Source organism: Ruminococcus sp. (assembly GCF_016287535.1).
In the GTDB taxonomy this organism is placed as follows: Bacteria; Bacillota; Clostridia; order Oscillospirales; family Ruminococcaceae; genus Ruminococcus.
Genome location: NZ_JAEFAJ010000006.1, coordinates 22,309 through 35,993, shown reverse-complemented (window position 1 = coordinate 35,993; position 13,685 = coordinate 22,309). Strand labels below are relative to the sequence as shown.

General features: G+C 45.6%; 15 protein-coding genes and 1 tRNA gene. 6 read left to right on the top strand and 10 right to left on the bottom strand.

The annotated features are described in order from the left end of the window. Positions 1-21 precede the first annotated feature (21 nt). The 9 genes from QZZ36_RS04275 to QZZ36_RS04235 form a co-directional block, all read right to left on the bottom strand. Positions 22-837, bottom strand: coding sequence for a sigma-E processing peptidase SpoIIGA (locus tag QZZ36_RS04275; protein ID WP_295077346.1), 816 nt, complete (start codon positions 835-837; stop codon positions 22-24). A gap of 256 nt (positions 838-1,093) precedes the next feature. Beyond that, positions 1,094-2,815 carry a DEAD/DEAH box helicase gene (locus tag QZZ36_RS04270; protein WP_295077344.1) on the bottom strand — a complete coding sequence of 574 codons (1,722 nt, stop codon included), beginning with the start codon at positions 2,813-2,815 and terminating at the stop codon, positions 1,094-1,096. 80 nt (positions 2,816-2,895) lie between these two features. Next, a complete protein-coding gene (locus tag QZZ36_RS04265) occupies positions 2,896-3,669 on the bottom strand; it encodes a class I SAM-dependent methyltransferase (protein ID WP_295077342.1) in 774 nt (257 codons plus the stop codon). A 12-nt stretch (positions 3,670-3,681) separates the two neighbouring features. Then, a complete protein-coding gene (locus tag QZZ36_RS04260) occupies positions 3,682-4,431 on the bottom strand; it encodes a tRNA threonylcarbamoyladenosine dehydratase (protein WP_295077340.1) in 750 nt (249 codons plus the stop codon). Positions 4,432-4,441: 10 nt separating this feature from the next. Beyond that, the gene (locus QZZ36_RS04255) at positions 4,442-4,915 is read right to left on the bottom strand and encodes a GNAT family N-acetyltransferase (RefSeq protein WP_295077338.1); all 474 of its coding nucleotides are present in this window, start codon (positions 4,913-4,915) and stop codon (positions 4,442-4,444) included. A gap of 1 nt (position 4,916) precedes the next feature. Continuing rightward, positions 4,917-5,162 (bottom strand): DUF3781 domain-containing protein, encoded by a 246-nt coding sequence (locus QZZ36_RS04250; protein WP_295077336.1) that lies wholly within the window; start codon positions 5,160-5,162, stop codon positions 4,917-4,919. Then, on the bottom strand, positions 5,162-6,430 hold the full coding sequence (locus QZZ36_RS04245; RefSeq protein ID WP_295077334.1) for a DUF1015 domain-containing protein: 1,269 nt from the start codon (positions 6,428-6,430) through the stop codon (positions 5,162-5,164). The genes QZZ36_RS04250 and QZZ36_RS04245 overlap by 1 nt, the downstream gene beginning before the upstream one ends. A gap of 168 nt (positions 6,431-6,598) precedes the next feature. Then, positions 6,599-7,156: a Maf family protein gene (locus tag QZZ36_RS04240; RefSeq protein ID WP_295077332.1), complete on the bottom strand. Its 558-nt coding sequence runs from the start codon at positions 7,154-7,156 to the stop codon at positions 6,599-6,601. A gap of 13 nt (positions 7,157-7,169) precedes the next feature. Beyond that, positions 7,170-8,180, bottom strand: coding sequence for a dockerin type I domain-containing protein (locus tag QZZ36_RS04235; protein ID WP_295077330.1), 1,011 nt, complete (start codon positions 8,178-8,180; stop codon positions 7,170-7,172). Between the two features lie 239 nt (positions 8,181-8,419). On the opposite strand from QZZ36_RS04235, the gene QZZ36_RS04230 reads away from it, so the two are divergent. The 6 genes from QZZ36_RS04230 (at position 8,420) to QZZ36_RS04205 (ending at position 12,568) form a co-directional block, all read left to right on the top strand. Next, positions 8,420-9,862, top strand: coding sequence for an MATE family efflux transporter (locus tag QZZ36_RS04230; RefSeq protein WP_295077327.1), 1,443 nt, complete (start codon positions 8,420-8,422; stop codon positions 9,860-9,862). A 73-nt stretch (positions 9,863-9,935) separates the two neighbouring features. Next, positions 9,936-10,007 (top strand) — tRNA-Gln (locus QZZ36_RS04225). 121 nt (positions 10,008-10,128) lie between these two features. After that, positions 10,129-10,779 carry a DUF6883 domain-containing protein gene (locus QZZ36_RS04220; protein ID WP_295077324.1) on the top strand — a complete coding sequence of 217 codons (651 nt, stop codon included), beginning with the start codon at positions 10,129-10,131 and terminating at the stop codon, positions 10,777-10,779. A 13-nt stretch (positions 10,780-10,792) separates the two neighbouring features. Continuing rightward, positions 10,793-10,948: a hypothetical protein gene (locus tag QZZ36_RS04215; RefSeq protein ID WP_295077321.1), complete on the top strand. Its 156-nt coding sequence runs from the start codon at positions 10,793-10,795 to the stop codon at positions 10,946-10,948. A gap of 250 nt (positions 10,949-11,198) precedes the next feature. Continuing rightward, on the top strand, positions 11,199-11,681 hold the full coding sequence (locus QZZ36_RS04210; RefSeq protein WP_295077316.1) for a dCMP deaminase family protein: 483 nt from the start codon (positions 11,199-11,201) through the stop codon (positions 11,679-11,681). Positions 11,682-11,809: 128 nt separating this feature from the next. After that, positions 11,810-12,568, top strand: a complete 759-nt coding sequence (locus QZZ36_RS04205; protein WP_295077314.1) for a radical SAM protein — start codon at positions 11,810-11,812, stop codon at positions 12,566-12,568. Between the two features lie 158 nt (positions 12,569-12,726). Here the strand turns inward: QZZ36_RS04205 and QZZ36_RS04200 are convergent, their stop codons facing one another. Beyond that, positions 12,727-13,392: a hypothetical protein gene (locus tag QZZ36_RS04200; protein ID WP_295077305.1), complete on the bottom strand. Its 666-nt coding sequence runs from the start codon at positions 13,390-13,392 to the stop codon at positions 12,727-12,729. Positions 13,393-13,685 lie beyond the last annotated feature (293 nt).

Below are 13,685 nucleotides of genomic sequence, written 5' to 3'. Positions count from 1 at the left end.
TTTTTTCTCCTTCGTTTATGGCTATATTTTCAGCAGCTTCGGATTGAAAACGGCTTTTCCGCCGCTTTCGCCAAAGCCTATGACAGCGTCAACAGGTTTCTTTTCATTTTGTGTGCAGCTGATTATCAGTACCTCGTCAGGACGGAAAACGGGAATAAGTCCGCTGCCGGACACTGCCGAGCAGGGGAGCAGGCGGAAGCCCTTTGGCAGCAGCGATATATCCAGCTCTCTACCGGTAAGCTCCGGGAAGCTCTCCTCAGAGCAGATTATCACAGGGGAGCCGGTAAAATAGTCTACAAGACCGTTGCCGGTGTCGGCAAGTCCGGTAAGTGATATAACCTTTTTCCCTGCGCGTATCAGTACGCGGTAATCACCGGCGGGAGCTTTGTCTGTAAATATGCGCACGATCCTTACGGCGAAATACAGCGCTGCCGTTGTGATTATGAGTATCAGCAGCGAAAAATCTATGTAAAAGCAGCCGTTGTTGAAGTGAATGAAATCAGGTTTCAGCAGGGTATATACGCTGTATACTGTCCCTGCAAGGACAAAATTCGCAGCGAAAAAAGCGGCAGTGTTTATGAGCAGTCTCCTGGGGCAGCGGATACCGAACGCAAATGCTACTATGGTGACGGCAGCTGCAAGTTTTATGATCAGAGATACCGTATTTCCGAGAAACGGAAGAAGTATCGTAAGGGAGAAAAGGCTCCCGTAGACCGAAGCAGCTGTACATCTCCATGTACGCAGGGGCGAATGTGTTATTCCTGCGGTGATCCGCAGCAGGAAAAAGTTTACATAGATATTAAGGACAATCAGTACGTCAATATATATCGTCTGCACGGAACACCTCCCGGTCTGCTGTCTGTAGTACAATTATATTGCAGCAGGTCCGAGAAATATGTCATAACGCAGTATACGTCTGATATTCTGACTGGGGGAAAAAAGAAAAACGCTGCTGTCTCATCATGAAGCAGCAGCGTTTGATATTTTATCCCAGGAACGGAAGTATTATAGCACCCAGCGCCATTATGATCGCAAGAGCTAATATAATTATCCTTGTCCATGTTTTTTTGTCATTATGCATTTGAATACCTCCTTAATGTCTTTTTTTCATGCGCTTTTTTCGGTTAGGTATGTAATCGGAGAAAAGCTCCGCTCTTTTTTTATTGCCGTAAGCAGCCTTTTTCCGGTCAAAACGAGGCTTGTCATCGGGGCGGCGGTTCCTGCGTGCTCCCAGGTCTGAGCCCTTGTACAGCTTGACCTCCACCTTGTTTCCGTTTATTTTTATTGAGTCCGTGCTTTCAATTATATATTCGGACTCGGCTTCCGGCACTTCAACGGTAGTATGCTCGTCGAATATATCTATCTTGCCGAAATCCTTGCCCGTCATTCCGGTGGCGTCAACAAGTGCTCCGAGTATGAAATTCGGAGCTATGCGGCGGTTTCTTCCCACGTTTATAACTATCTTTACAGTTTTTGCGCCGTTGTTCCTGCCCTTTTTGAGCGGACGTGCGCTCTCAAAGTCCGGAAGGGCGTCGGTCTCTGCCTTCAGCTGCTTTTCTATTATCCTTGCGGCAGCTTCCCGGTAGTCTATTCCCTGTGAAGCGAGCCTGTCAAGTATATCATAAGCGTTGTGACCTGCCTGTGCCTCTGATATCTCCTTTATGAGAGACTCCTTCTTCATGGCTATTATATCAGCCTTGTCTGGAAGCGGCATTTCGCGTATCTCAGCATGGGTATACTTCTCTATTGCCCTCAGGTCGAAAAGCTGTTTCCTGCCGCTTATAAGGGTATAAGCCGTACCTGTTCTGCCTGCCCGGCCTGTTCTGCCGATACGGTGTATGTAGTACTCATTGTCCTGAGGCAGATCGTAGTTGAATACAGCGTCAACTCCGCTCACATCGATACCTCTTGCGGCAACGTCTGTAGCTACAAGTATCTCCGCAGCCCTGTTCTTGAAGCTGTTCATTACCTGTGTACGCTGTATCTGCTTCATATCACCGTGGAGGCCTGCTGCGCGGAAGCCGCTTCTGACAAGCTCCTCCGTGAGCTGATCCACCATGACCTTTGTGTTGCAGAAGACCATTGCGGAAGAAGGCTTATATGCTGTGAGAAGAAGCTTCAGCGCGTCGGTCTTGCGTCCCATTGCAACTTCAAAGTAGAACTGCTCTATGAGTTCGACAGTTTTCTGGGCTGATCTGATCTTTATATGTACCGGATCCTGCTGATACTTTTCGGTGATAGCCATTATCTCCTTCGGCATAGTCGCAGAGAAGAGAACAGTCTGTCTGTCCTCAGGGATATCTGCGAGTATGGATTCTATATCCTCGCGGAAGCCCATGTTCAGCATTTCGTCAGCCTCGTCAAGTATAACGGTGCGGATATTGTCAAGCCGCAGCGTTTTTCTGCGGATATGATCCATTATACGTCCGGGAGTGCCTATAACGATATTAGCGCCACGTTTCAGCTCGTGTATCTGCTTTTCCATGCTTGCGCCACCGTAAACGGCAGAGGACTTTACGCCCTCCTTGAATTTGGCAAACTTGCGAATTTCCTCGTTTGCCTGCATCGCAAGCTCTCTTGTGGGGCATAGTATGAGAATGACGGCAGACTTCCTGTCCGCCTCGGTTATACTCTCCACAGCCGGTATGCCGAAAGCGGCAGTCTTGCCGGTGCCTGTATTTGAGCGCCCAACAACGTCGCGTCCTTCAAGCAGCAATGGTATGCTCTGCTGCTGTATCTCAGTCATCTCCGTGTATCCCAGTTCTTCAACAGCACGGAGAAGCTCATCCGATAAATTCAGTTCGTTAAAATGCATTTTGTTACCTTTCTTCCATCTTTATTCCAATACAAAATATCATAGCACAAAAAGACAAAAAGGTCAAGGGAATTTAATAGTTAAATATTAATAGTTCTGTCGGAGTTCCTGCGGAAAAGAATATTGTTTACCTGTTCGGTTATGAATATTTCTCCGCCGTTTATCTTTATTCCGTAGCTCTTTACCGTTTTCTGAGGGTGCCGGCTGATGACAGGATCATATATTTTCTCATATTTCCTCGGAAAACGGATACTGCTCACAAATGATTCTTCAAGATAAAAACCGTTCTGACTGCAAAGAGCGATCCATTCGGCGAATGTGCGGAACCTGATATGTCCGTCGGGTTTTACCTGCATATACTCATCGGCAAACCCGCTGGTATCATTTTCGTTCGGAGACGGGTCTGAAATGAAAAAGCAGCCTTTTTCAGACAGAACGCGGTGTACTTCCGAAAGACTTTTGTGTATATCTGGGAAGTGGTGGAGAGCGTAACGTGATACGACCATATCAAAGCTGCCTTTTTCAAAGGGAAAGGATATGCCGTCATAGCTTGAAAAGCTTAAATTTTCAATTCCTTCATGTTCAGCTCTTTTCCTGTTTTGCTCAAGAGCTTTTTCAACGATATCAAGTCCGGTTAATGATACGTCCGGATATCTTCGGGCGATGGCAAAGGCAAGATAGCCGCTGCCCGTACCGAGGTCGAGTATTCTCATGCCGCTTTTTACCGGCAGGATATCAATTATCGAATCAATATGCGAGCTGTCCTGAGTCTGCCTGTCGTAAAAGTCCTTTTCTGCAAAGGAAGCTTCAAAGCATTGTTTTGCGGCAGAAATGCTATCTTCACTGTACGTCATTTTATCGTTCCTTTATTTTTTGTTCAGACCTGTGAGATCCTTTATGACCTCGCCGGCTATGATAAGTCCGGCGACAGAGGGTACAAAGGCTGTTGAACCGGGAGTTGAGCGCCTTGCTGTTCCGGTGCGCATATCCGTTTTGCCAGAACCGTCCTCTGCGGCAATGCCCTGCGGCACTAAGGGCTGTTCCTTTGAGTAGACCACTTTAAGCTTCTTTATGCCGCGTCGTTTCAGCTGATAACGGATTGCTCTTGCGAGAGGACATACAGAGGTCTTGTATATATCGGCAACTTCAAAGGCAGTGGGGTCAAGCTTGTTGCCTGCACCCATTGAGCTTATGACGGGAACTCCTGCTTTTTCAGCCTGCATGATTATCTCGATCTTGCCCGTTACGGTGTCGATAGCGTCTATAACGTAGTCGTACTGAGAAAAGTCAAGCTTATCGGCGTTGTCCGGCATATAGAACATCTTGTGGCAGGTCACCCTGCATTCGGGATTGATGTCGCGGATACGCTCCGCCGCCGCGTCAACCTTGTACATACCCACGGTGCTGCCAAGGGCTATGATCTGACGGTTTATATTGGTCACGCAGACCTTGTCGTCGTCGATGAGATCAAGTGCTCCCACGCCGGAGCGTGCGAGAGCTTCAACGGCATAGCCGCCTACTCCGCCCACGCCGAAAACGGCAACGCGGGAGTTTGCAAGTATATTCATAGCTTCCTCTCCTAAGAGAAGCCCGGTTCTTGAAAAGCGTTCGGACATAGTTTACTCCTTATACTTCTCGGAACTTTTCAAGGCGGTAAAGCCGCTCATCGTCAAGCTCCGCAATGCCGTTCTTGTAGTCGTAACCGAACTTTCTGTAGAACTGGCAGCCTGTTATTGAGGAGGGTATCTCAATGCGCTTTGCCCGGAGGAAGTACTCGTCATTTTCGAGAGTTTCCATAATGAGCCTGCCTGCGCCTTTTCCCTGATACTCTGGGAGTACAAATATAGTGAACAGACCGCTCTCGTCCTCCTTGCCCCAGAAAGGTCCTATAGAGCCGCAGCCGATGATATCATCGTTATCCTCAACAACATAGAAATGGGTCCAGCCCGCACGTTCGAGAATATTCTGCGGCTGCTGAGATTCTACGATCTCTTCCATAAGGTCGGCAGGGTAGTCCTTTGCGTTGGATATTCTTATAGTTTTTATGACAACAGCCGAGACTGCTTCTGCGTCTGATTCTTTAAATCTTCTTATGTTCATATTATCTTTCCTTTCTGAGCTTATGTGCGGTGATTATGGTATAGCTGTAAGCATTAACGGTGATGATACAGCCGTTTACGGTTATGTACCAGTTCTTGCCATTGCGCTCGATAACAGCTCCGGGAGAGCTTATCTGCTCCCTGCACCATGCGACAGTATCTTCTGTATCCAGTGAGAGATTCCTCTTTATACGAACTGCGCCAAGCTCCGTTGTATGAAGCTTGGCGATATTGTTCAGTAATTCCATTATTCAGTGATCCTGCGGGCTTCGATGTAAAATCTCTTGTCCTCGGCGTGACCCATTGAGAAGGTCTTTCTCGGAAGAGCGCCGTCCTTGATGACAGTGGGGAAGAGCTGGGATTTGTCCATATCGGGAAGTATGAATGCGATACCGTTGTGCTTGTCAGCGAGAGACTTTACTGTATCGGCTCCGTGGATATAGTCTATCTTTCCACCGTTTGCCTTGATATAGCCGTCGAGGAAGTTCTGGAGAGAACCAACAGACAGATTTGAGGACTTTTTGTTGATGTAAAGCTTCTTTTCGGTGCCCTTGCATGAGCAGATAACGTACTGGTCCGAGGTCTTTGTCTCGGAAAGCTCCAGTGCGGCTGTGAGCTCTCCGATGAGCCTGTCGCAGTCAACATCATATACAAGGCGGTGTATAGCCTCAAATTTGAGAGCTTCACTGTGGAGATTAACTATCTCGGCAAGCGCATAGCGTGCAGGGTGATTTGATAAGTCCTTGCCTGGGTTAGCCTTTTTCAGCTGCTCGTAGAATTCCTTTGCAGTTGCGAGAGAATGATTTCCGTCGCCCATAGCATAGAGGAGTACGGGAGTATCAGAAAGACCGTATTTTTTACAGAAGGTATCGGGATCTGCAAGTGCGCAGAGAGCCTTGTCGACAGCCTCCTGTGCTGACTTGTCCACAAGCCAGCCCTTTATGCTGCCGCCGTTCTGCATGAGCTTAAAATCGTAAAGCCTGCTGTCGTCGGAAACAGCTTTTGCAAGGGGCTCGATAACTGTATTGTTCGGGTCGTCGATAAGTATCATAATATGGGGAAGTTCAAGGGGAGCGCCCTGCCTTACTTTGATACGGGGAGGGATACGCTCGATAACTGTAGCCTCGGTAGCTCTTACCTCAGAGGTGCTGCCCTTTGAGAAGTCGTACTTTTCAAGGTCGATAGCTCCCACGATGCCCTGACGGAGTATCCCGTTGCTCTGAGTGCGCTCAACGTAGACCATAGCGTCCTTGTACTCGGTGAAAATACTTTCAGCAATATACTTGTCCATAGCAGTATGGATATCGTCTATACGCTTTGCGACGCCGTCCTGTTCGAGATAGAGTTCGGGTAGGATAAGGTTCAGCGTTGAGGGAGCGCTGCCCACTGTAGCGCTTACCTCGTCCCAGTACTCAGGCTCGCTGGTGTACTGGTCGCAGGCGATAACGGACCACTTGTGCATATCGCAGTCCTTGGGTAAAAGAATGTCAGCAGAATGAAATGCGGTTGAGTTCATGATTGGATACTCCTTTATAGTTACTTAGTTTTAGTGATTTGTAGGGGCGGCGTTCCGATTTAAAGTTGAGAGTTGAGAATTGAGAGTTGAAAGTTATGGTATCGCCTGCGGCGATAATATTAAAAATATGTGAGCGAAGCGAACACAACAACTCTCAACTCTACACTCTTAACTCTCAACTTTTTTCAGTTCATTGAAAAGCCGTGCTACGGGCAGTCCCACCACGTTGAAGAAGTCTCCGTCAATGTGGGAAATAAGGGCCGAGCCCAGCCCCTGTATACCATAGCCGCCTGCCTTGTCGTAGGGCTCGTCTGTGTCGGCGTAGGCTTCGATCTCGGCAGCGGACAGTCTGCGGAAGGTAACGTCTGTGACCTCTGAGAATGAGGTGATATCTCCGCCGCTTATTATGCAGCAGCCTGTGACTACCTGATGAGTACGCCCTGAAAGCTTTGAAATATCAGCGATACACTGAGCTTTATCCATTGGTTTGCCAAGTATCTCGCTGCCGCATAAAACGGTGGTATCGCAGCCGATGACTATGCAGTCCGGATATTTTTCCGCAGCTGCCTTTGCTTTGACTGTAGCAAGATATTCCGCAGCTGCCGCAGGCTTGATATCCTTTGGTAGAGTCTCGTCACAGTCGGTTGAGACAGCTTCAAAGTCGCAGGATATATATTTCATCAGCTCGCGCCTTCTCGGCGAAGCCGAAGCAAGTATTAGCTTCATATTTTCACGACCTTTATTTGGTTATGTATTGTTCATAACTTTGGTACATTGGTGTTATTAAGTTATTTGCTAAAAATTTTGTCATTCTATCTTGTGGCCATCCATCAGTATGATAACATACTGATGTATACATATACGTTTTTATTATATTTTCTATTTTTTCTGGTTCAAGGAGTTCAAAAGTTATATTATGTTGTTCTAGTTCATCAAGCAATGATTCTTCATCTCCATCGCGCCAATTATCATATTTAGCTATTAAATCTGTAAAATAGTTAGCCAATTCTTCATCTAACATGTACTTGTTAAAATTCAAACCATTATATCTTTGTCCTGCAATATCAAGAGCTTCACAATATTGAATCAATTCATCTTGTGAGTACGTACCCAATGTTTCATTACTTGCTAAAACTTCTGGAGCTATTCCTTGATTATAATTTAATGCAGCTAATATTACCTTAGCTTGATCTGCTCCATTTGATCCTCCCCATGAGCCTCTAACTATATAGCTACCATACATTTCATTTCTTAATTGGGAAGATAAATTCTTAAATGCCTGTACAGCCTTTTCTGTATCATCTGAAAGCAGATCGTACTTGCTGTAGCCGTTAACCAAGTATTCCTGCGGAATGGTGGTAGTTGTGGGAATTAATATTTCAGAGACAGAGGAGGTCATTGTAATTGCAGGTGGTGTATTAATGAAGTCTTTAAGCTCAGCTGTACCTCCGGCAGAAAGATAGGCATAGTATGAAAGTATCTGTGAAGCGTCTACGGCGTCATTAAAACCGTCGTTATTCACATCGGCGGCTGACTTCTGAGCCGGGGAGAAGCTTTCAGGCAGTTCAGCCGAGATTTGCGCATATTCCGCAAGAACGGCTGATGCATCTACCGCATCAACAAATCCGTCGCCGTTTACATCACCGGTGCTGAAAACAGTGCTGTCGGCTCTTGCCTGATGCACAAATGTGCATAGTATGCAGGAAAACGTGACAGTGATCAAAAATGTGAAAAGTCTGTTATGCTTCACAATGATACCCCCTTTTTGTTTTAAGTGAAATAACGTGATATCCCCTGAAATAATTTTACCACACACACAGCATACTGTCAAGAACAAATGATATCCTGATTGTTGAAATTGCATTATGTTCAACTAAATGTATCAAGAAAAATTTGGCATAACATTTTTAATCTCACTATTGTATTTTTATTTTATATGATGTATAATTAGAAAGTATTTGATGTTAAAGAGAAAAGAAGGGTAAAAATATGAATAACAGAAATTATGGAGGACCGCCTCCGGGTGTGGGAGGACCGCCTCAGGGCGTGGGAGGACCGCCTGACGGAATGGGAAATCCGCTTGGCAATGCTCCTGTAAGGTCACTTATGATGAAGTTCGCTATACCGAGCATAATAGGTATGCTGGTAAGCGCACTATACAATATGGTGGATCAGCTGTTTATCGGCAAGGCTGTGGGTACTCTCGGAAATACGGCGACCGGTATAGCTTTCCCGTTTACTACCGGCTGCATGGCTATAGCATTGCTGCTCGGTATCGGCGGAGCGTCCTGCTTCAATCTTGCCCTTGGTATGGGCGATAAGAAGAGAGCGCCTTATTTCGCCGGAAATGCTTTGTCTCTGCTTGCGATAAGCGGTATTGTCCTGTCGGTCGTAACGCTTATGTTCCTTACACCTTTGCTGAAGAGATTCGGTGCTACCGACGCTGTTCTTCCGTATGCAGAGGAATATGTAAGGTATACTGCTTTCGGATTTCCTTTCCTTATTCTGACGGCAGGAGGAGGACATATCGTCAGGGCGGACGGCAGTCCTAAAATGACAATGATATGCAATGTTACCGGAGCTGTTATTAATACTATACTTGATGCGGTCTTCGTACTTGTTCTCGGCTGGGGAATGAAGGGCGCCGCTGTAGCAACGGTCATAGGACAGTTTATATCCGCACTGATAGTTATTATATACTGTTTCAACTTCAAGACGGTATATCTCTTCGGAAAGCACCTTATCCCGTCATTCGGCATTGTAAGACGTGTCTGCTCGATAGGAATGGCTTCATGCTTCAATCAGCTTGCTATAGCTTTGGTGCAGATAGTTCTGAACAATTCCCTCAGGCACTACGGAGCATTGTCAAAGTACGGCGCTGAAGATCCTATCGCTGTAGCAAGTATCGTTATGAAGGTGAATATGATAGTATTCTCCATCGTTATAGGACTTGCGCAGGGTACACAGCCCATTGAGAGCTTCAATTACGGAGCAAGGAATTATGACAGGGTCAAGAGTGCGTTCTGGATGGCTGTCAAGACAGGAGCGGCTATTTCACTTGTAGCGTTTGTACTCTTCCAGTTGTTCCCGAAACAGATACTCAGCGTATTTGCGAACAGCGGAGCGAGTGATGGATATTATGAATTCGGAGCAAAGTTCTTCCGTATATTCCTGTTCTTTACTTGGCTAAACTGCCTGCAGCCTATAATTTCGACGTTCTTCACTTCGATAGGCAAGCCTGTAAAGGGCATATTCCTTTCACTTACAAGACAGATAATCTTCTTTATGCCACTGCTGATACTTCTGCCTATGGTTTTTGCGATAGACGGCATAACCTATGCAGGACCCGTTGCCGATGTGCTTTCGGCGGTTGTCGCTGTTATTATGGCGATAGGCGAGTTCAAGGATATGCATGAGAAGGAATGGTGGTAAAGTTAAAATAAAAATAAAAATCCTGCGGTATTGATTTATTGCAGGATTTTTGTTATAATATTTTGGTAAGTGTTGGGGCATAGCCAAGCGGTAAGGCACAGGACTTTGACTCCTGCATTCGTGGGTTCAAATCCCGCTGCCCCAATCCCAACGCCCCTCGGTTTCACCGAGGGGCTTAGTTTTTAGTGGTTAGTTATTAGTGCATAGTGCTTAGTTTATAAGAATTGATCGAAACTTTTTTTCGACTGAAATGATACATAATCCGTATGGGTACGGACTGCTGCCAATGGTGCTCTGACGTTGCAGGCAAATATGAGATTAAAGACCAGCCGCAAGGCATATTCCGCAGGCACGATAACTGTGACTGCACTATCATCTACGACGGACAGGTACTGCGTGGCAAGCAGAACGCCGACGGCTCACGTTCCAAGACGTGGGAGGAACTCCCGAACGCAAATGCAGCAGACTATACAGCACCAACACTCTCGGAAGCCGAGGGTAGAGCTATTGAGCAGAGGAATCTTTCACAAATCAGAGGGTTGACAAATGGCGCGAATGATGGTAAAATTAAAATAGTAGGAATAAACAATGTTACAGGTGAAAATGCAACCATTGACAAAAGGAAATTTATCGAGTATGCACTTAATCCTGAAAAACAGCCAGATAAAGCCAAAGCGTTTGAATCGGCTTTAGGCTATAATTTAGATAATTATGAACTCTTGGAAGAGCAGATTCGCGGAAATTTCGTTCGGGAGAAACTAATTGAAAAAGGACATAATCCTCAGGGTGACAAATATGAATTGCATTACGAGATTACTGGTGTCAATGGCAAAACCGCAAAAGTGTTAACAGCTTGGCTTGATGATATAAACGAACAAAAAGGTTTTCATTTGACAAGTTTGTATGTTGATAAGTAAAGGAGGGGGAATTATGCTTAAGCCTTATACAAAAGTTAAAATAGCGACTGGCGAAGTCGGGTATATTGTTGAAGTAAGCGAGAAATTTCAAACATATATGGTTGAATTCCCCGGCTTTGATATTAGAGACATCACTCCAGATGACATTGTTGAAGTATTAGGCAACTAAGTATATTAACTTAACCGCTCAGTAATGGGCGGTTTTCTTATACCCCAAGCAGGAGGTGGGAGCATGGCAAAGCCGAACCTTCGCCCCGACCATAACGGTACACAGAGGGCGCAGTTCAAGGACGGTTTTTCAGCTTATTAAACTAAGCACTAATCACTAAAAACTAATCACTCCCCCTAAAGATTGACATTTTTCCCCGGATATGCTATTATAAGTTATCAATTACGTGAATAATTCCGAGGTGAATCAAATGAAAAGAAGCGACTATATAAGCTGGGACGAGTACTTCATGGGTATCGCCATGCTCTCGGCACAGCGCAGCAAGGACAACTCCACACAAGTGGGCGCCTGTATAGTGAACGACAAGCACAAGATAGTATCAGTGGGATACAACGGTATGCCCACCGGCTGCAACGACGACGATATGCCGTGGGAGCGCGAGGGCGAGACGAGCCTCGATACAAAGTACCCCTTTGTATGCCATGCGGAGCTCAATGCCATACTGAACAGCAGCTTTGCAAGTCTTGCCGGCTGTACTCTTTATGTGACGCTTTTCCCCTGCAACGAGTGCGCAAAGGCTATAATACAGTCGGGCATAAAGCGGGTGGTATACTATAACAACAAATATGCCGGCACAGAAGCGGTAAAGGCTTCGTGCATACTCTTTGAGAAGTGCGGCGTTGAAACGTCCGAATATATTCCCAGCGGCAAGGATATAGTCCTTTCGGTTTGAGGTGAGAAAAATGGTGATAAAACGAATTAACTGCCCGGTGCGGTAACAGGGAACGATACACCGGAGTAAGAAATGTTCCCGTGCTGCACCTTTATTTATAAAGTATAAATATAAAAGGAGCAGTTATTATGAACATATATACAAGAAATCTTGACAGGATAGAATTTGTCGTTACAATGGGCTGTACCGGCCGCTGCAAGCATTGCAGCGAGGGCAGCCATGCTTTCGCAGGAGAACATATTGACGGTGAGACGGCAGCAAAGACTGTAACGGAGGTCTGCCGGCACTATGATATAAAGTCTCTCATGACCTTCGGCGGTGAGCCGCTGCTTTTTCCCGAAACCGTCTGCATGATACACAATGCCGCGGCAAAGGCTGGCATAAAGCAGCGTGAGATCATAACCAACGGCTTTTTCAGCAGGGACAGACGGAGAATCAGTGAAGTTGCGAAAATGCTGTCGGAAAGCGGCGTGAACCGTGTTATGCTGTCCGTTGATGCATTCCATCAGGAGACGATACCTCTTGAGCTGGTGGAGTATTTCGCTGAATGTGTCCGTGAGAACGGCGTTTTTATCGAGCTTCACCCTGCATGGCTTGTCAGCGCTGATGACGACAATCCGTATAACATAAAAACGAGGGAGCTTATTGGCGCTTTTGCAGCAAACGGTTTCAGCGCAGACAGCGGTAATGTGATATTCCCGCAGGGTAACGCTGCAATAAACCTCTCTGAGTACTTTGACGGCGATGAAGAGTATATAAATCCTTATGAGGACGATCCGTCAGACATACGCTCCCTGTGCTTTGATCCTGACGGGAGCGTACTTGGCGGAAATATATACAGCTCTGACATTATGGATATAATCGAAGCATATACCGCTGTAAAATGATCCCGGTATCCGGTTTTGTACTGATACAAGGGCTAAATCCGGAGACATATGTGTTTTCTCATAAAGCAGTTTGAGGGAGGATCTTTTTGAAAAAGGATCCTCCCTCAATTATAATCATAAAAAATTTTTATCTGAATATAACACAAGACAGCTTTTTATTACTTTACTCTTGTAAGCTTTTCAGTTGACTTTGTATCAATGATAGTGAGAGTATCTCCCTCTATCTTATAATCAGCTGTGATGGAATCACCGTCACCCTCAAGGAATCCGGAGAATCCGGATACAGTCAGCTTATCCTTTTTGGTCGAATATGTAAAGATATCATTGAAAACAACTTCGCTGTGCGCGCCCTCAAAGTCAATAGTGATATTGAGTTTGTCCTCTTCTAAATTACCTTTATTCTTCATACCGTCAACGATACTTGTGTAAAGCATACCGCCCTTGAGCTCATACAGACCGTCGTTGCCGTCCTTTGTCTCAAGTTTTTTCATATTGAGCATTTCATTTCCCATTACATCAACAATGAGGTTATCGCCCTCTTCCTTGATGTACTCGTTTGATATAACCGTGCCGCCTACATTGAAACCCTCGCTCTCAAAGTGAAGGAGCGAAGAAGTGTCTTCATAAACCGAACCCTTTCCGTCTTCCTTGAAGACAAGTCCGCCTCCGTCAACACCTGTGCTTTCTATGCCGCTCATTGACCATTTTCCAACAATTTCATTTGCCTTTTTGGAACCTTTTTCTTCCTTGTCCTTGCTGCCGCATGAAACAAGAGCGCAGAGTGCCACTGAACATACCGCTGCCGATGTGATTAACTTTTTCATAAAAAGACCTCCATAGGATCATAATTATTCCAATATATAGTATACGGAGCAGATTTCTTTTTTTCAAGGCATAAGCCAAAAAAAGTTATGACTCCGACATGGAACATTATATCATGTACTTTCCGTAATTTCAAGAGAAAAACGAAAAAGTTGCCGAAATGCAGTTAAAAGCCGGTGCAATCAATACCAAAAGTAGTTCATTTGCACATAAAAACAGGGTTTTTGTCTTGACACAGGCTGCTTTTTATGATAAAATCAGGTCGTAAAACAGCGGCAGTTCCATTGCTGCTATG